The sequence below is a fragment of the Rhizobium etli 8C-3 genome (assembly GCF_001908375.1).
Classification (GTDB): Bacteria; Pseudomonadota; Alphaproteobacteria; order Rhizobiales; family Rhizobiaceae; genus Rhizobium; species Rhizobium etli_B.
In genome coordinates this window covers 2,164,587-2,182,318 of the sequence record NZ_CP017244.1, presented here as the reverse complement: position 1 = coordinate 2,182,318, position 17,732 = coordinate 2,164,587, and the positions used below count along the sequence as shown (strand labels likewise).

Annotated in this window: 14 protein-coding genes and 2 pseudogenes; 14 read left to right on the top strand and 2 right to left on the bottom strand. The window is 57.4% G+C overall.

The window, feature by feature from the left end; translation table 11 throughout:
• Position 1 precedes the first annotated feature (1 nt).
• The 3 genes and pseudogenes from AM571_RS35240 to AM571_RS35230 all read left to right on the top strand — a co-directional run.
• Positions 2 to 823, top strand: a complete 822-nt coding sequence (locus tag AM571_RS35240) for an ABC transporter permease (RefSeq protein WP_074065499.1) — start codon at positions 2 to 4, stop codon at positions 821 to 823.
• A 1-nt stretch (position 824) separates the two neighbouring features.
• Positions 825 to 1,568, top strand: a complete 744-nt coding sequence (locus tag AM571_RS35235; protein ID WP_074065498.1) for an aspartate/glutamate racemase family protein — start codon at positions 825 to 827, stop codon at positions 1,566 to 1,568.
• Positions 1,569 to 1,622: 54 nt separating this feature from the next.
• Positions 1,623 to 1,781, top strand: a pseudogene (locus AM571_RS35230) (flavin reductase family protein); the annotation flags it as partial.
• Between the two features lie 233 nt (positions 1,782 to 2,014).
• Here the strand turns inward: AM571_RS35230 and AM571_RS35225 are convergent.
• Positions 2,015 to 3,934 carry a potassium transporter Kup gene (locus AM571_RS35225; RefSeq protein ID WP_074065497.1) on the bottom strand — a complete coding sequence of 640 codons (1,920 nt, stop codon included), beginning with the start codon at positions 3,932 to 3,934 and terminating at the stop codon, positions 2,015 to 2,017.
• A gap of 424 nt (positions 3,935 to 4,358) precedes the next feature.
• On the opposite strand from AM571_RS35225, the gene AM571_RS35220 reads away from it, so the two are divergent.
• The 8 genes and pseudogenes from AM571_RS35220 to AM571_RS35185 form a co-directional block, all read left to right on the top strand.
• Positions 4,359 to 5,879 carry an alpha-N-arabinofuranosidase gene (locus tag AM571_RS35220; protein ID WP_074065496.1) on the top strand — a complete coding sequence of 507 codons (1,521 nt, stop codon included), beginning with the start codon at positions 4,359 to 4,361 and terminating at the stop codon, positions 5,877 to 5,879.
• A gap of 61 nt (positions 5,880 to 5,940) precedes the next feature.
• Complete coding sequence (locus AM571_RS35215; RefSeq protein ID WP_074065495.1) at positions 5,941 to 7,026, top strand: ABC transporter ATP-binding protein; 1,086 nt, start codon at positions 5,941 to 5,943, stop codon at positions 7,024 to 7,026.
• A gap of 137 nt (positions 7,027 to 7,163) precedes the next feature.
• On the top strand, positions 7,164 to 8,432 hold the full coding sequence (locus AM571_RS35210) for an ABC transporter substrate-binding protein (RefSeq protein ID WP_074065494.1): 1,269 nt from the start codon (positions 7,164 to 7,166) through the stop codon (positions 8,430 to 8,432).
• A gap of 100 nt (positions 8,433 to 8,532) precedes the next feature.
• Positions 8,533 to 9,366: a carbohydrate ABC transporter permease gene (locus AM571_RS35205; protein ID WP_074065763.1), complete on the top strand. Its 834-nt coding sequence runs from the start codon at positions 8,533 to 8,535 to the stop codon at positions 9,364 to 9,366.
• Between the two features lie 3 nt (positions 9,367 to 9,369).
• A complete protein-coding gene (locus tag AM571_RS35200) occupies positions 9,370 to 10,194 on the top strand; it encodes a carbohydrate ABC transporter permease (RefSeq protein WP_074065493.1) in 825 nt (274 codons plus the stop codon).
• 164 nt (positions 10,195 to 10,358) lie between these two features.
• A complete protein-coding gene (locus tag AM571_RS35195) occupies positions 10,359 to 11,282 on the top strand; it encodes an ArsR/SmtB family transcription factor (RefSeq protein WP_074065492.1) in 924 nt (307 codons plus the stop codon).
• Positions 11,283 to 11,850: 568 nt separating this feature from the next.
• Positions 11,851 to 12,771 (top strand): nucleotidyltransferase and HEPN domain-containing protein, encoded by a 921-nt coding sequence (locus tag AM571_RS35190; RefSeq protein ID WP_074065491.1) that lies wholly within the window; start codon positions 11,851 to 11,853, stop codon positions 12,769 to 12,771.
• A gap of 262 nt (positions 12,772 to 13,033) precedes the next feature.
• Positions 13,034 to 13,390 (top strand): annotated as a pseudogene (locus AM571_RS35185) (PaaI family thioesterase); the annotation flags it as partial.
• Between the two features lie 219 nt (positions 13,391 to 13,609).
• On the opposite strand, the gene AM571_RS35180 reads toward AM571_RS35185, so the two are convergent.
• A complete protein-coding gene (locus AM571_RS35180) occupies positions 13,610 to 14,650 on the bottom strand; it encodes a LacI family DNA-binding transcriptional regulator (protein ID WP_074065490.1) in 1,041 nt (346 codons plus the stop codon).
• Positions 14,651 to 14,797: 147 nt separating this feature from the next.
• Here AM571_RS35180 and AM571_RS35175 point away from each other — a divergent pair, with 147 nt between their 5' ends.
• The 3 genes from AM571_RS35175 (at position 14,798) to AM571_RS35165 (ending at position 17,727) form a co-directional block, all read left to right on the top strand.
• The gene (locus AM571_RS35175) at positions 14,798 to 15,772 is read left to right on the top strand and encodes a substrate-binding domain-containing protein (protein WP_074065762.1); all 975 of its coding nucleotides are present in this window, start codon (positions 14,798 to 14,800) and stop codon (positions 15,770 to 15,772) included.
• A gap of 120 nt (positions 15,773 to 15,892) precedes the next feature.
• Positions 15,893 to 16,897: an ABC transporter permease gene (locus AM571_RS35170; protein WP_074065489.1), complete on the top strand. Its 1,005-nt coding sequence runs from the start codon at positions 15,893 to 15,895 to the stop codon at positions 16,895 to 16,897.
• Positions 16,898 to 16,905: 8 nt separating this feature from the next.
• Positions 16,906 to 17,727 (top strand): ATP-binding cassette domain-containing protein, encoded by an 822-nt coding sequence (locus AM571_RS35165; protein WP_074065488.1) that lies wholly within the window; start codon positions 16,906 to 16,908, stop codon positions 17,725 to 17,727.
• Positions 17,728 to 17,732 lie beyond the last annotated feature (5 nt).

Sequence of the window (17,732 nt, the reverse complement as noted above, 5' to 3'; positions counted from 1 at the left end):
GATGAACCATGAAAAGCGAACCGTCGAATTCTACGTGCTCGCGGTCTTTTTCGCCGTCTTCGTGGTCTTTCTCTACGGCCCGCTCTCGGCGATTGTGATCCTGTCGTTCCAGGGGCCGGACGGTGGCCTGACCTTCCCGCTGAACGGGGTTTCGGTTCACTGGTTCTTCAACCTTTTCGAAAAACAGGCCGTCGGCGATTTCGGCGCCTCCTTCAAACGATCCTTTTTGCTCGGCCTGATGGTGATGATCGTCACCGTCGCCGTCTCGCTGCTCGCAGGTCTGGCCTTCCGCCGGAAGTTCCGGGGCTCGACGGCACTGTTTTATGCGACCGTTGCGAGCCTCGTTGTTCCCTCGATCATCATTTCGCTCGGCATCGGCGTCGTCTTCCAGCAAGGCGGTCTGAAGCCTGCCTGGTATTCCTCGGCTTTCGGCGCCCACCTCACCTGGACGCTGCCGTTCGGCGTTCTGATCATGTTTGCCGTCTTCAACCGGTTCTCTCCGGCCTATGAGGAAGCGGCGCGCGATCTCGGCGCAAACTCATGGCAGACCTTCCGGCACGTCGTTTTGCCGATGATCCTGCCGAGCCTGATCGGCGTCGGCCTTTTCGGCTTCACGCTCTCCTATGACGAATTCGCCCGCACGCTGATGACGTCGGGTACCTACAACACGCTGCCGCTCGAAATCTACGGCATGACGACGAACGTCACGACGCCCGTGCTCTATGCGCTCGGAACCGTGACGACGCTCTTCTCCTTCACCATTATCCTCGTCGCGCTCGCCATCATGATGATGCTCAGCCGGCGGCAGGCAAAGTTCAAATGACATGCGCATATTGCTGGTAAACCCCAACACGACGGCCTCGATGACGGAAAAGGCTGCTATCGCCGCACGCGCCGTCGCCGCAACAGGAACGGACATCATCGCGGCCACGTCCCGTATGGGACCGGTTTCGATCGAGGGCCACTATGACGGGGCGCTGGCAATCCCGGGACTGCTGATGGAGCTGAAGGAGCGCCAGGGGGCCGGCTATGACGCGGCGGTCGTCGCCTGTTTCGACGACACCGGCCTTGATGCCGCGCGCGCCTTTGCCGATGTGCCGGTTCTCGGCCTTTGCGAATCTGCGGTGGCGACGGCCGGCTTTTTGGCGCAACGTTTCACGGTCGTTACCACGCTGGAACGCTCCCGCGTGCTCATCGACAATCTTGTCCGCCGCTACGGCATGGGCGGCCGGGCGAAGGTAAGGGCATCCGACATCCCAGTGCTCGAACTCGAAAACGGGGCCTCCGGTGCTATCGGGAAGCTTCGGGCTGAAATCGAAAGGGCACTTTCAGAAGATGGTGCAGAAGCAATCGTGCTCGGCTGTGCGGGCATGACAGATCTCGCGCGCGATTTGCAGGAGATCTATGGTGTTCCGGTCGTCGATGGCGTTGCCGCGGCGGTGAAGCAGGCCGAGGCGCTGGTGTCGCTCGGACTTTCGACCAGCAAGCGTGGCTCCTATGCCCCGCCGCTTCCCAAGGCCTTCACCGGCGCCATGAGCAGATTTGCCCCGATAGGGACAGCAAGCTGATTTGAGCATCTCCTTCGACTTTACGGCACTGAGCGAGCGCGAGCGCTACAAGCTATCCTCGGTGAAATCGTCTTTGCGCACTATCGTGACGGTGTTGTCGATCCGGAGCGCTTCCACGTTGATCCAGCAGCAGTCGATGCGATCGCCCGCCTTGGCGGCGATCTCTGCTCCACCGTCCGCGACCGGTTTGAGATGCTGACGCCGAAGCTTTAGAGCGACAGTCAATTTGCCGGAAGCAAGCCGTGCTCTTACCTGAAGTCTCCAGCGGCAACTTTCTGGAAGCGACCCGTTGGAAGATCGAAGCCGAGGACCGGCCCGGCCATTGCCGCTGACGGCGGGTTCGACGATGCCTCGAAGCGCGGCTCCTCTTTCGCCTTCGTCACGATCACCAGGCAAGCTCTTCGCTCATGAGCGCAACGCAGGCGCTGCGCCGATGAGGGCGCCAGTCAGATCGTCACCTGGATACCGAGTTCGACGACACGCCCGGTCGGGAGCCGGAAATACTCAGTCGCGTTGCTGGCATTGTGCGCGAGTGCGATGAACACCCGATCCTGCCACAACGGCATGCCGCCTTTATCGGACGGCAAGATCGTCCTGCGCGACAGGAAAAAGGTGGTCGACATGATGTCGAATTTCAGGCCGAGCTTGCGCGCCAGGATAAGGGCGCGGGGAATGTTGGGGGTCTCCATATAGCCAAAGGTGATGACGATGCGGCTGAACAGGGGATGCAGGCGCTCAAGGAGGATTTTCTCGTCATCGGCAACATAAGGTGACGGGGACGTCAGAACGCTGAGGATGATATTGTGCTCGTGCAGCACCTTGTAGTGCTTCATGCTATGCAAGAGAGCAGTAGGCGCACCTTCGACGTCGCTCGTCAGAAACACCGCAGTTCCCGGTACCGTCGACGGCTTTTTCCTTGTCAGATTATCGATGATCATCGTGAGCGGGACCTCGTCTGCCCTCGTTCGAATTGTCAGCAAGCGGCGCCCGGAAATCCAGGTTTGCATCAAGAACGCAAGGGTTAGGGCCACGGCGACGGGAACCCAGCCGCCTTGTGCGAATTTTGCGACGTTGGCGACGAAGAAGCTGGTGTCTATCAAGATCAGCGGTGCGATTACGAGCAGCGCAAGTGTCAGTCGCCATCTCCAGACGCGTCGCACGACGACGAAAAGCAAGATGGCGGTAATAAGCATCTCGCCGGTGACGGCGATCCCGTAGGCGGCCGACAGACCGCTCGAATTGCGAAAGGTGATCACCAATACGATGACGGCGACGAACAACAGGCCATTGATCTGGGGCATGTAGATCTGCCCGGCCTGAGTTTCCGACGTATGACGGATGCTGAAGCGCGGCAGAAGATTGAGATGCATCGCTTGGCGGATAAGGGAATATGCTCCGGATATGACTGCCTGGCTGGCAATGACGGTTGCAGCGGTGGCGAGGGCGACCACAGGAAATTGTGCCCATTCGGGCTGCATTGCAAAAAACGGATGTTCGATGTCCTCAGGATGGCTGAGGACATATGCGCCCTGTCCGAAATAGTTCAAAAGCAGGCTTGGAAACACCAGCGCGAACCAGGCAAAGACGATCGGCTTTCGCCCGAAATGCCCAAGATCGACATAAAGCGCCTCAGCGCCGGTTACCGCCAAAAACACTGCACCCAGAACCGGCACCGAAATTCCAGTATGGGTGCCGAGAAATTCAATGGCGTGGAGCGGATTGATGGCCGAGAGGATCAGGGGCTGTTGGAGGATATGAGCAAGGCCGGAGACGCCAAGTGTCAGGAACCATAATGCGGTGACCGGCCCGAATACCGATGCGACACCGCCTGTCCCGAAACGTTGCACGAGAAACAGGACCGTTATGATGACAACCGTGGTCGGAACGACCCAATGCGAAAGCTGCGGAGCGACGACCTCGAGGCCTTCGACGGCCGATAATACCGATATCGCAGGAGTGATGATGGCATCGCCCAGAAACAGCGAGGCGCCGGCAATGCCAAGAACAAGAACCCAGACCGGTCTGCCTTCAAGGCTCTCGCGGGCGAGCGACATCAGTGAAAGCGTGCCGCCTTCTCCTTTGTTGTCGGCTCTCAGAACGAAGCCTACGTATTTGACGGCGACGATGGAGGTCAATGCCCAGACGATCAGGGAAAGCAAACCCAGAATCTGCTTGCCGTCAACCATCCCTGACACCTGACCGGAGACCTTCAGGGCTTCGCGGAATGCATAAATCGGGCTCGTGCCGATATCGCCGTAGACGACGCCGAGAGCTGCGAGCACGAGGAGTGGAAAATTCGCCGTTCCCCGGTGATCGTCTTCGGCAGGGAGTCCGTTTCCGGGTGGCTTCGTCGAGGTCAAGGTCATTTCCTGTTGACGATCGTTGTTAAACGGAAGCCGGCAACGGCCGCCCCGCCGCCGAAGAAGTGACGAGGAAACGACCAGAACATGCAGGGCGTTCCCTGGCCTTGGATTGTCGTTGGTGACCGTTCTCGATCGGGTGCTCATAATCGCAGTTTCTGAGGCCAATGTCACGCCACAGCAGCATCCTCAATAGGGATTGGGGCGGTCGACGGCGAGCGGATGCAAAGCTGAAACGCGCAGACGTCCAGGAAACGCGAGGCAAAAATTCACAGCCTGAAACAGTGTTAAGACTCACGCATCCAACCGTGCCCCATCAACCCAGGCCGGTTATATGAAACTGATTTTTTGATATAAAACAAAATCCTTGAAATAAAAAATTTCCGAGTCTAGCTTGCGGAAAAATCAGATTCAATAACGAGGAACATCCATGCGGGCAAAAGCCACCCTAAACCGGGAATTCACGATTTCGGCCGTCGACAAGCGGGTCTATGGCTCCTTCCTCGAGCACATGGGCCGCGCAGTTTACACCGGCATCTACGAACCGGGCCATGCCAAGGCGGACAAGGACGGCTTTCGAACCGATGTTCTTGATATGGTACGCGACCTGGATATGCCGATCGTGCGTTATCCGGGCGGCAATTTCGTCTCGGCCTATCATTGGGAAGACGGTATCGGCCCGCGGGACCAGCGTCCGACCCGGCTTGATCTTGCGTGGCGCACACGTGAAACCAACCAGATGGGCATCAATGAATTCGCCGACTGGTCGAAGCTTGCCAACACCGAGATGATGCTTGCCATGAATCTCGGCTCGCGCGGGCTGAACGATGCCCGCAACTTCCTCGAATACTGCAATCATCCGGGCGGAACCTACTGGAGCGACCTTCGCGCCAGCCACGGCTACAAGGATCCGCACAATGTCCGCATCTGGTGCCTCGGAAACGAGATGGACGGCCCCTGGCAGGTCGGCCACAAGAGCGCTGCCGAATATGGCCACCTCGCCAACGAAGTCAGCAAGGCCTTCAAATACTTCGACAAGACCTTGGAAACGGTTGTCTGCGGCTCGTCCAACGACAAGATGAAGAGTTATCCCGAATGGGAGGCGACGGTTCTCGAAGCCAGCTATGACAGCGTCGACTACATCTCGTTGCACAAGTACTTCGGCAACGAAGAAAACGACACGCTGAACTATTATGCCAAGGCGATCGAGCTCGATCGCTATATCGTCACCATCGGCGGCGTCATCGACTACATCAAGGCGAAGAAGCGGTCGAAGCGCGACGTGAAGATCTGCTTCGATGAATGGAACGTCTGGTACCACGACCGCAAGGAAGACGGCGAGCGTATCGCGAGCTGGGACTGGCCGGAAGCGCCGCCGCTCCTCGAAGAGCTCTATAATCTCGAGGATGCGATCTTCGTCGCTTCGCTGATCAATGTCTTCATCCGCCGCTCCGACCGGGTCAAGATCGCCTGCATGGCGCAGCTCGTCAATGTGATTGCGCCCATCCTCACCAAGGCCGGCGGTCCGGCATGGCGCCAGTCGATCTATTATCCGCTGCAATTTGCCTCGAAATACGGTCGCGGCACGGCGCTGACGGTGTCGTCATTCGGCCCGACTTACGACTGCGAGGTCGCCCAGGACGTGCCCTATCTCGATCTGTCGGCGGTGCTGCACGACGACGGCAGGACGATAGCGCTCTTTGCAATCAACCGCAGCCTTGACGAGGCGTTGGACTTCAGCGTCGACCTGCAGGGCTTCAAGGGTCTCAAGATCATGCAGCATCACGTCATGACCGGCGAGGATCTGAAAGCCAGGAACTCGGTCGAGAACCAGGAGCGCATCGTCCCAAAGCCGGGCGCGGGTCTTTCCATCACCGACGAGGGTGCGCTCATCGGGGCCCTGCCGGCAAAATCCTATCATTTCATACTGCTGTCTGTCGCCTCGGCGTGAACTGATTGCCATTGGGGCGGCGGAGGAGCCGCCCCGTTGAAAACGACAATCGGGAGGGTGCATGTCTGGTATCAAGCTGACGAATGTCAGCAAGTCGTTCGGTTCGTTCAAGGTCATTCATGGCGTCGATATCGAGATCGAACAGGGCGAGTTCGCCGTCTTTGTCGGTCCCTCGGGCTGCGGAAAGTCGACGCTGCTCAGAATGATTGCGGGGCTGGAGGAGACGAGCGGCGGGCAAATCCGCATCGAGAACGACGACGTGACGCACAGGGAAGCCTCCAAGCGCGGCGTGGCGATGGTCTTCCAGTCCTATGCGCTTTATCCACATCTGTCCGTTTTCGAAAACATGGCGTTCAGCCTGTCGATCGCCCGTCGGCCGAAAGCGGAGATCCAGCAGAAGGTCAAGGCGGCCGCCGACATTCTGCGTCTGGGAGACTATCTGGACCACAAGCCAAGCCAGCTTTCCGGCGGCCAGCGCCAGCGCGTGGCGATCGGCCGGGCAATCGTGCGCGAGCCGCGCGTCTTCCTGTTTGATGAGCCGCTGTCGAACCTCGACGCCGAACTGCGCGTAAAGATGCGCATGGAGATCGCCCGGCTGCACCGGCAGATCGGCGCGACCATGGTTTATGTCACGCATGATCAGGTGGAGGCGATGACGCTTGCCGACAAGATCGTCGTGCTCAAAGGAGGCGTCGTCCAGCAGGTCGGTGCGCCGCTCAAGCTCTATCGCGATCCGCAAAACATGTTTGTCGCAGGCTTCATCGGCTCGCCGGGAATGAACTTTCTGAAGGCAAAAGTCGTAAATGCGGGGTCAGGCTCTTTGCGGGTCGAGCTTGAAGACGCGCCCGGCCAGCCATTCGATCTGCCGGTGCGAAGGGGTGCTGCTGCCGGCGCATCCGTCCATGTCGGTGTCCGTCCGGAGCATATCGGGCTTGGGGCAAGTGAAGGCACTGTGACGCTTCCGGCCGTGGCCGAGTTCACCGAGGAGCTCGGAGGCACCGGCTATCTGCACATTCTGACTGTAAGTGGCGCGGAAATGACGGTCGAGTGCCGCGACAGCCGCCCGCAGCCCAAGGAAAAGATCAATCTTTCTCTGAGGGTGCCTGAAATGCTGGCCTTCGACAGCGAAGGCAGGAGGCTCAGCTGATGCCTGGAGTTTGGGCGTCTAGCCCGGATTTCGGAAGTGAATGCAGGATGAGGATGCCGGCCCAGGAGGGGGCTTGCAGCCAGGACCGTTCCCGAGGGGATTGTCACAACCCATGAATTTATCGAGGAGGAACCGACGTGAAAAAGCTATTGAAACTGGCCGTTTCGGCGGCAATCGCATTGCTGCCCCCGGCCGCGGCATTCGCACAGACCGATATTACCTGGTGGGATTTCTTAAGCGGTGGTGACGGTATCCGCATGAAGGCGCTCATCAAGGAGTTCAACGATACCCACCCGGACATCAAGATCAACGCGACGACGCTCGAATGGGGCGTTCCCTTCTATACCAAGGTTCAGACATCGGCTGCCGTCGGCCAGCAGCCCGACATCATGACCTATCATATGTCGCGTTATCCGCTCGCCGTTCCGACCGGAATCTTGCGGCCGTTTTCCGATGAAGAGCTCGCTTCCGCCGGAATCAAGAAGGAAAATTACGTCGATGCGGCCTGGAAGCAGGCGACTTTTGACAACAAGGTCTATGGCATTCCCTTCGACGTTCATTCGATCGTCCTTTACTACAACAAGACGATTTTGAAAGAGGCCGGGCTTCTGGGCGACGACGGTCTGCCCAAGGGTCTCGACGGGCTCGACAATTTCAACGCCGCGCTCGAGAAGATCAAGGCGACCGGCAAGGTCGAGTATCCGTTGTCGCTGCACACTGACGAAGGCGGCTCGATGTGGCGCGTTTTTTATACTCTGCTTTCACAGCAGGGCGCCAAGTTCATCGATGCAGACGAGATCCTGCCCGGCGATGCCGGCGCCAAGGCGCTGCAGACCATGGCAAACTGGGTCACGACCGGCTATTCGCCCAAGCTGATTTCGTATGAAGCCTCGATTGCGCTTTTCACCTCTGGCAAGGCCGCCATGCATATCAACGGCGTCTGGGAAGTGCCGACCATGGTCGACCTGCAGAAGAACGGCAATCTCGGTTTCGAATGGGGTGCCATCGAAATCCCGAACCTGATGGGCAAACAGGCGACGTGGGCGGACTCGCACTCCTTCGCGATCCCCAATAGCGATGCCAAACCGATCGCTCCGGAGAAGGTGAAGATCGTCCTCGAGATCATCAACTGGATGAACGAGCACAGCATCTCCTGGGCGAGCGCCGGTCACATTCCGGCCTACAAGCCCGTGACCGACAGCAAGGAATTCACGGAAATGCAGCCGAATGCGACCTATGCGAAGCTCGCAGATACGGCAGTCTTCGATCCGGTCTCCAAACTCGCAGGCGTCGCAGGTCCCATCTACGAAGCGACGCAGAACTTCGTGGTTCCGGCCTTGAACGGGCAGCTCGAGCCGGAAGACGCGATCGAGCAGATGCGCGAAGAGCTGAAGAGCCAGATGTGAGAATTCGCCGGCCGGAGCGACCTTCGGCCGGCACCTCGCTTGAAGGAGATGCTTAGTGTTCAGCAGTGAAAGACGAGGCAAGACGCTGACGGCGATCATCATGATTGCGCCGTTTGTGACCGCCTATCTGGTCGTGTTTGCCTACCCGGTCTACAAGATGTTTGCCCTGAGCTTCACCGACGCGCCGCTGATCGGCGTGGGGCAATGGGTGGGTTTCGGCAACTATGTAAAGCTCTTCGGCCAGAAGCTCTTCTATACCTCGGTATGGAACACCGGCTATTTCGTCTTGTTGACCGTCATCCCGAACACGCTGATCGGCCTTGGTCTGGCGCTGATGGTCGTGCGGCTGAAGGGTTGGCTGCAGAGCCTGATACTCGTGCTTTTCTTCATCCCCTATATCCTGCCGGTGTCTGTCGTGACCCAGATATGGCAATGGGTACTCGACCAGCAGTTCGGCATTGCGCAATACATGATCGAATTCTTCACCGGCAAGCGCATCAGTGTTTTCCGTGATCCCGTCTGGGCCATGCCGATGGTGGCCCTCGTCACGGTCTGGTGGACGAACGGCTTCAACCTTTTGCTCTTCATCGCCGGGCTGCGCAATATTCCGCAGGATTATTATGAGGCTGCGATGCTCGACGGCGCGACGCGCCTCCAGTGCTTCCGCCGCATCACCTGGCCGCTGATCTGGCCGGTCACGGCGCTCGTTCTCACGCTCCAGCTCATCCTGCAGCTGAAGATTTTCGACCAGGTCTACCTGATGACCGAAGGCGGACCGTTCAACTCGACCTATGTGCTGCTGCAGCTCGTTTACCGCGAGGCCTTCCGCCTCAATCATGGTGGTGTCGGCTCGGCGGTCGCCGTCATGCTCTTCCTGATTATCGTCGTCGTTTCCGTGCTGCAATACCAGCTTCTGCGCGTAAGGGAGCGCTGACACATGCCCGGCAAGTCTATCGGCAACGTGCTTTTCCTCATCCTGACCCTCCTGATCGCCTGCATGTGGGCATTCCCGATTTATTGGGCGGTCGTCACATCGGTCAAACCGGAGCAGGAGGTGGTATCGAAAACGACCTTCATCCCGGACGTCTTCAACTTCTCGGCCTATTACTTTGCACTTTTCAATACCAATCTCGCCACCTGGTACATGAATTCGATCGTGACCTCGGTCACCGTGACGATCGTCGTGATCGTGATCAGCGTGATGTGCGCCTATGCGCTGTCGCAGATCATCTTTCCAGGCCGCAAACTGCTCTATGGCATCATCCTAGCGAGCTTCATGGTGCCGTCGCAGGCTCTTGTGGTATCGCAGTTCGTCCTCATGCACCGACTCGGCCTGATCAATACCTGGGGCGGCATCATCCTGCCGCAATTGATCGTTCCGGTGGTCGTCATAGTCTACAAGCAGTTCTTCGATTCCGTTCCAAAGGAACTGCGCGAAGCGGCAAAGCTCGACGGTTGCGGGGAATTCCAGATCCTCTTCAGGCTCTATCTGCCGCTGAACTGGGGAATTACCACGGCACTTGCGATCATCACCTACATCATGGCCTGGAATGCCTTCCTATGGCCCTTCCTTGTCACTAGTTCGGAGGACATGATGACGGTCACCGTCGGTATTACCCAGATCAGTGATGCCTTCGGGGTCAAATACGCACGTGACATGGCCGTCGCGATTCTCGCCGCCATGCCCGTCGCAGTTGCCTATCTGCTCTTCCAGAAACGCGTAACGCAGGCGCTGATGCTGTCTTCCGGCATCAAGGGGTAGGCAATGAAGAACACCTTTCGGGCCGAGGTGAGAAGGCCCAGCCGGTCCGCGACAGCTCTCCCGACGCGCGGGCCGGCACTTATAGAAAAGGCGGCGACACCGGCAACGCCCGCATGTTATCAGCGAAGTAGAGCCGAGAAAGACTGGAGAACCGGTAGTAGAGCATGGAGACTAAGCTTCTAACCGTCGATCCGATGAAGGATGCCGAAGTCGTCCACGCCCTCGGTTCAGCGACGCGTATCGAGATCCTCAACCTGCTGCGCCAGAAGGGCCCCTTGAATGTGAACGACATCGCCGCACACATGGGCTTGCCGCAATCGACGGCGGCGACCAACTTGAAGGCGCTGGAACAGGCGGGGCTGATCCAGACGCAGACGATGAAGGCGACGAAGGGTAATCAGAAGGTCTGCTCCTGCATCTACGATGAAATTCTGATCCGCTTCGACGCCAGCGGCACAAAGTCTTCTGAAGATGTCGTTACCGTCAGCATGCCGATCGGGCTTTTCACAGAGTTCGAAGTGGAGGCGCCCTGCGGGCTCTGCTCGGTCAACAATGTCATCGGAATGCTCGACGTGCAGGAAGTCTTCCTTGACCCGCAACGCATGCAGGCCGCGCTTTTGTGGTTCACCCGCGGCTATGTGGAGTACAAATTTCCGAACAATGCCAAGGTCACGGGCCGAAAGATCCGCAAGGTCGAGTTTTCGGCGGAGCTCAGCTCCGAGACGCCGGCGACCAACGCCAACTGGCCATCCGACATCTCGATCTGGGTGAATGGCATCAAGGCCGGCCACTGGACGTCCCCGGGCGATTTCGGCGACCGGCGCGGCATGTACTCGCCCGCCTGGTGGAAACTCAGCGGCTCGCAGTACGGCAAGCTCAAGACGTGGACGATCGACGACAAGGGAACCTGGATTGATGGCGCGATGGTCTCGACACAGACGATCGGCTCGCTCGGCATTGCCGATCATCATTCCATTCGCTTTCGCATCGGCATTGACGAAAAGGCCGACAATCCGGGCGGCATGAACATTTTTGGCAAGGGCTTCGGGGATTTCGACCAGGACCTGGTGATGTCGATCTATTTCTAAGCAAACCGCGGAAACGGAAGGAGCTCGCCTCCTGTCATGTCGGCGAGCCCCATGAATGTCATCGACTTGGTCGAGTTCGGTGACAGTAAGAAAACGCTGCTTTCGACCAAAAGTTCCCGCCCGGCTCTGGAACCTGAGACAATCCAGCCGACGCTTATACTTTCGCTCCCGCCCGTGCGTGCGAGAAGTTGAAATACGGTGTCCCCAGTTTTCCTTGGGGCATAACTCAGGCGGTGGGGACAATGCGGATGAAGATTTCAACACGAAGTGATATTCAGCGAAAGCTGCGGCCTACCTGAAGTCGGCAATTGTTGGAGAACGGCCGGAATGGTTGGTTCCTTCTCTTTCTCTGTTGCGACGACAGCCTGTGCTGGTGTGAAGAGAATGGGCAAGGCGTAGAGACTGCATGAGCAGATGTCTGAGAAGATCGGCGATCGTACACGCACACCTCAAGCGACTGGAAAATCACGAGCCGGTCAGATTAATGCCATTTCCCTTCAGAAATTGCAGTGGCGCGCAGGTCAGTCGATGCGCTAAGGAAGTGATTCAACGGGAGTTTTTGCCCTTGATGAAATCGAGCCTCGATCATCTGCCGGAGAAGAAGCAGCGCGAACTGGCGCGTGTTGTCGAGATCATTCACGAAGAATTCGAGAACGCGTTGAAGGGTGCGGAGGCGGAGTTCAAGAAGAAGGGCCGTATCTGGAAGATCATCCTCTTTGGATCTTACGCCCGCGGAACCTGGGTTGATGAACCACACACTGCCAAGGGCTACCGCTCGGACTACGACATTCTGATCATCGTCAGCACGAAGAAGCTGGCCGATCCCGAATATTGGTATGCCGCCAAGGACCGGCTGATACGCGACCGCGGCATCAAGACACCCGTTACGCCGATCATCCATTCGCGACGTGAGGTAGGGGACGCTTTGCATCAGGGCCGTTACTTCTTCTCCGATATAAGGCGCGACGGCATTGTTCTTTATGAAGCAGATGGTAAAGACCTTCCCGCAGCCAAAGTCCCAAGCCGAGAATTGATTTACGAGGCTGCAAAGTCGTATTACGACCATCGGCTGGCCGACGCACGAGTTTTTCTGAAGACGTCCAAGTTTTGCCGTGCCGAAGGCGATTTTAGGCAGGCGGCATTTCTCCTTCACCAATCACTTGAGCAGGCATACTCCGGGCTTCTCTTGGTCTTTTCGAATTACAGTCCAGCCTCCCACAGTCTTGGTCTCCTTCGAAATCTTGCGGAACAGCAACGGCAGGATCTCGCCGAGGTGTGGCCACGAGACCGGCATCGCTATGTGGCTTGGTTCAATACCCTCAATGAGGCCTACGTGAAGGCGCGCTACTCGCCGTACTACATAATAAGCGAGGAGGCGCTGTCCTGGCTTATTGCTCGTTCTGAGAGGCTCATTGATGCTGTTGACGCCGCATGTACCGACTACATCTCCCAGCTGGCAATACCAATTGAGAGATCGAGCCGATCTTAGGTGCTGCGGCGAACCTCACCTTCCGATAGCGATACTTATCGCAGGTGAGGGAACCGCGCAAAAATCCGCAGTCGTGACAGAAGCAATGGGCGATATCGCTTTAGTTAATGCCGTGCTTACCATAATTTCAATATGTTACGATCTTGCGAAATTGCTCACCGAGAGCCTGTTGTGGGTAACCGGGGCAGATTTCGTGGCACTGCCGCTTGTAGACGAGACGGTCGAGCAGCGCATTCGTGAAAGCTTCAATCGACAGGGGTTGATGCGGCATCTTGGAGCAGAGTTGCACCAGATCCATCGGGGGGTTGTGGTCATCCGTATGCCGTTCGCTTCGCAACTGACCCAGCAGCACGGCTATTTTCATGCGGGTGGCCTGTCGGCGATCGCCGATTCCGCCGGAGGTTATGCTCGGTTCACCCTGTTCCCTGAAGATACGGAGGTTCTAACCGTCGAGTTCAAGCTGAACCTTCTGAATCCCGCTGAGGGCGAATTCGTCGATGCGGTCGGTCGTGTCGTCAAGAGTGGCCGGACACTGACGATCTGCCAGCTTGAGGTGTTCTCTTCATCGGGCGGAGAGCGCCTTCAGGTCGCCCTCGGGCAGCAGACATTCATCTGCCTGCGGGCAACAGTCGAAAATCTTGATCTGAATGCGCTCCAGACCGGGAGACGGCCCGAAGCTCGCCATTCGGCTGCCACAGCCATGCTTGCGTGCTTGCGCACTAAGCTGAACTTTTGCACCGCGGTTGTTCGGGCTTCAATCTCGGTTTGAAGTTGCCCCAACGTGACCACGTGTCGCCTATGAAGCTCGTGCAAAATGCTAACGCATGACCAGGGCAACTTATGTCCACAAACTTTCGGGCGTAAGGATATCAAACGGAACGATACGTTGTTCGATAGAATGCGCGTCGCGACGATCGATTAGGCGAAGCATGACGTCGACAAGCTCGGTCGGCATCTTGTCGAGAGGATGGCATAGCGACGCTGTAATTAACCCCTCACTCAGCCCCTTGCGAGTTTCAGGTCCAACGTCACTGCAGACAATGCGAATCTTTTTCTGCCGTTCCGGTGCCAGTTCACGCATGGCTCGCAGGACGCCCGATATACCTCCCCCGTTGACGAAAATTCCCTTTATATCTGGTTCCTGTTGGATCAGGCGTCGTACGATTTCATAGGCGTTTTCCGGCACCTCGTATGTGAGAAGCGTTTCGCTGATCTGAAAATCTGGGGCGTTTTCACGCATGTAAGACCGAAAGCTGGCATCGGCGATATCCTGGCATTGATAACGGTTGCTACCAACCAAAGGAAATACTCTTCCGGGCTCATCAGCCGTTTGGCTGATAAACCAGGCGGCGGTTCTTCCTCGCTTCCAGTTGTCAGTACCAACAAATCCGGCACGACTAGCGGCGGACAAGTCGGTTACGTACGCTACTACCGGAACGCCATTCCCACGCAATTCATCAATCGCTTGGCTGACCAATGGGTGATCTGCCGTAATCACTGCCACGGCATCTGCTGTTTTGCCTATTTCCAGCAGGTTCATAGAGACAGCTTCCGGCGACAAATCGTCTTCGAATATCACCTCCGGTTCGATCACCGCGTCGGTCCGCCTATGGGCCGCTGCCTTAAGCCCCTCAGCCCATAACTGGTAAAGTGGTCTGTGCGACTGCTGCATGAGGAAGCTGAACCGTCGTTGCGGCAGATTGTCTTGCTTGCGCTGGCGCAAGGCACCGAGCCCGTAAAATCCAATCTTATCCGCAGCCTGCAGGATTCGGTCGACCGTATCTGCCCGGACTGTGCCTGTCCCGTGCAGAAGCCGGTTGACCGTGGACAAGCTGACCCCAGCCGTATTCGCCAGATCAGATATCGTGGGCCTATTCATCAAACGTCCTCCCTATATCATTTGTGAATGAAACGTTTTGAAACGAAATATGCTTCAATGCGCCAGACCAATTTCATTTTGGCATTCTACGCGCTACAGATCAACACGCATTCAGTCCTTGTGGACGATGAAACGGGAGGAGAAGTTATGAAGGGAATTAAGCGTCTTTGCGCAGCTTTGCTTGCGACCACTATCGTTGCGTTCACTGTGCCTTCGGCGATGGCTGCCAATATCGCTGTGGTGGGTGGCAAGAATGACGACGCATTTTGGAATCTCATCAAAAAGGGCATCGATGATGCGCGGCTGGTCGTTGAGGCTAACGGCGGCAAGGTGAACTACCTACGCCTCCAGACCTATGACAATTTCGCGCCCGACGTCGTCCAACTCATACAGACGGCCATCAGCCAGAAGGTCGATGGCCTGGTCATTCCGAACTGGGTTCCCGAAGGTGAGGACCCTGCAATCAAGGAAGCAGTCGCTGCCGGCATCAAGGTCATCCTGATGAACGCCGGCGGAATTGATAAGGCCAGGGAGCTCGGTGCTATCAACTATGTCGGTTCCGACGAATATCTCGCGGGCGTCGCAGGTGGCGAGTACTTCTTCAAGAACGGCAAGAAGAATGTGCTTTGCGTGAATACCGTCCCGGGCGCCGCCAATCTGGAGGCGCGCTGCAAGGGCGTCATCGACGGAATTACAAAGGCAGGTGGTACGGCGAAGCAGTTGCCCTTGCCCGCAACCAGCTTCGGCGATGCCACCGCCGTTGCCGAGGCCATCAAAGCGACGCTCCTCCAGGACGCGACGATTGACGGCCTCATCACGATCTCTGCGGGGGATGCGGACTCGGCTGCAATTGGCATTCAGCAAGCCGGAAAGACCGAGACCACACTTCTCGGCACATTCGACCTCAACCAATCCGGCCTTGATCGCATCAACGCCGGAACGCAGGGTTTCGCTATCGACCAACAGCCATACCTGCAATCGCTGCTGGCGGTGACACTTCTCGCTTCCGCAATTGACTTCGGAACGGATCTTCCAACGTCTCCGGTGCTCACTGGCCCCGACATCGTCGACAAGTTAAATATCGAGGCAACCTTGACAGGTGTCTCGAAGGGCGCGCGCTGACCGCAAATCAATGTCTCGAGTCGATCTGCTGCGGTGGCGGCGGATCGACGGTGCATTAGCCTTGCGAACGCTGATTGGCGACAGACCAACTCGCCTGCGGCCAACTTTGGGAGGAACTACATGAAAAACCTGTCCCTGGGCGATCTTATCAGACGCCCTGAATCCGGCGCCATTCTTGGCCTCGCTTTCGTGCTCATCTTCTTCGTCGTGTTCGGAAGCATCGAGTTCCTCAAACCGGCAGGTGCGGCTAGCTGGCTCAACGTTGCTGCAAATCTTGGTATCATAGCAATTCCTGTCGGGTTGCTGATGATTTCCGGCGAACTCGACATTTCCATCGGCGCGATGATCCCGGCGGGCGCACTCACGGTCGCAATCATCACCGGTCACTATCACATGCCCATCTGGGTGGGCATTCTAGGCGCCCTGAGCCTGGGTCTGGTGGTCGGCTTGATCAACGGTTTTCTGGTCATCCGGACCGCAGTGCCGTCGCTCATAGTGACGTTGGGAACCTTATTCGCGGTGCAGGGGGTGATCCTGGGCTTTTCTGTTCTGCTCACCGGGACGACAAGCGTGGCGCTTAGTCCGGCTGAGTCCGGCGTTATCGCAAAGTCGCTGTTCGGTTCCTTTGTAGGCGGCAGCTTCCAGGTAACGATTTTCTGGTGGCTCGCGCTGACAGCGCTCTACATCTTCTATGTCCACTTTTCGCCTTTTGGAAACTGGATCTTCGCCATGGGCGGCGACCGTGTCAGCGCAAGAAACGCCGGTATTCCGACCGACAGGCTCACCGTGACACTGTTTGTGCTGTCGTCGGTAAGCGCAGCCTTCGTCGGCATGTGTCAGGCCATCCTCTTCAACGTCGCGCAGGTCTCCGCCGGAATGACCTTTATTTTCAACTCCATCATCGCGGTTGTGGTCGGCGGAGTTCTGCTGACGGGAGGCTTTGGCTCAATCGTCGGTATTTTTCTCGGGACGGTCACCTTCGCGATCGTCAACCAGGGGATCTACTTCACGACGTTTGATCGCAACTGGTCGAGTTTGATCATCGGCGCCATGCTGTTGCTGGCCGTGTTGATGAATAACACGTTCCGCATCATGGCCCTGACCTACTCGCCGAAGAAGAAGTGAGGCCAGCTATGATCACTCCAATTCTCGAACTTAGAAACGTCAACAAGTCTTTCGGACCGATCGACGTTCTCAATGACATCTCGCTCAAGGTTGATGCAGGCGAAGTCCTTTGCCTCCTTGGCGATAACGGCGCTGGAAAATCCACCCTCATCAAGACGCTGGCGGGCGTCTACAAGCCCAATACCGGCGAGGTGCTGATGGATGGAAAGCCTGTAGACTTCCAGGGACCGCGCGATGCACAACAGATGGGTATCTCGACTGTGCACCAGTTCGGCGGGACCTTTCCCTTGATGAGCATCGGTCGCTCGTTCTTCATCGGAGCAGAGCCGACGAAGGGTTTCTGGCCCTTCAAGGTCTATGATCGAAAGAAAGCCAATGAAATCGCGGTAAAGGCTGTTCAGGAATTCGGCATTACCCGGATCGATGACGGCGACCGGTTGATCGGTGGCCTTTCTGGAGGCGAACGTCAATCGCTGGCAATCGCTCGCGCGGTCCATTTCGGCGCCCGTGTGCTCATCCTTGACGAACCGACTGCGGCGCTCGGTGTCAAGCAGGCATCCCACGTCCTTCGCATCGTCCTTGAAGCAAAGAAGCGCGGCATAGCTGTCATCTTCATCACGCACCAGGTGACGCATGCAATGGCTGTTGGCGACCATTTCGCTGTCCTCATCCGCGGGGCAGTCGCTGCCAATTTCCGAAAGGGTGAAAAGACCCGCGAAGAAATCACCGATCTCATGGCAGGTGGCGAGGCGTTGGCGAACCTGGGCGCTGAAGTCGAAAGCTACATGGCGGCGCATGAGGGGCACCCGCCCCCAGTGACGCCCAACTGATTGAA

Coding starts and splice junctions, on each gene's coding strand:
- AM571_RS35240 (WP_074065499.1), top strand. CDS start 2: ATGAACCATGAAAAGCGAACCGTCGAATTCTACGTGCTCGCGGTCTTT.
- AM571_RS35235 (WP_074065498.1), top strand. CDS start 825: ATGCGCATATTGCTGGTAAACCCCAACACGACGGCCTCGATGACGGAA.
- AM571_RS35225 (WP_074065497.1), bottom strand. CDS start 3,934: ATGACCTTGACCTCGACGAAGCCACCCGGAAACGGACTCCCTGCCGAA.
- AM571_RS35220 (WP_074065496.1), top strand. CDS start 4,359: ATGCGGGCAAAAGCCACCCTAAACCGGGAATTCACGATTTCGGCCGTC.
- AM571_RS35215 (WP_074065495.1), top strand. CDS start 5,941: ATGTCTGGTATCAAGCTGACGAATGTCAGCAAGTCGTTCGGTTCGTTC.
- AM571_RS35205 (WP_074065763.1), top strand. CDS start 8,533: ATGATTGCGCCGTTTGTGACCGCCTATCTGGTCGTGTTTGCCTACCCG.
- AM571_RS35200 (WP_074065493.1), top strand. CDS start 9,370: ATGCCCGGCAAGTCTATCGGCAACGTGCTTTTCCTCATCCTGACCCTC.
- AM571_RS35195 (WP_074065492.1), top strand. CDS start 10,359: ATGGAGACTAAGCTTCTAACCGTCGATCCGATGAAGGATGCCGAAGTC.
- AM571_RS35190 (WP_074065491.1), top strand. CDS start 11,851: ATGAAATCGAGCCTCGATCATCTGCCGGAGAAGAAGCAGCGCGAACTG.
- AM571_RS35180 (WP_074065490.1), bottom strand. CDS start 14,650: ATGAATAGGCCCACGATATCTGATCTGGCGAATACGGCTGGGGTCAGC.
- AM571_RS35175 (WP_074065762.1), top strand. CDS start 14,798: ATGAAGGGAATTAAGCGTCTTTGCGCAGCTTTGCTTGCGACCACTATC.
- AM571_RS35170 (WP_074065489.1), top strand. CDS start 15,893: ATGAAAAACCTGTCCCTGGGCGATCTTATCAGACGCCCTGAATCCGGC.
- AM571_RS35165 (WP_074065488.1), top strand. CDS start 16,906: ATGATCACTCCAATTCTCGAACTTAGAAACGTCAACAAGTCTTTCGGA.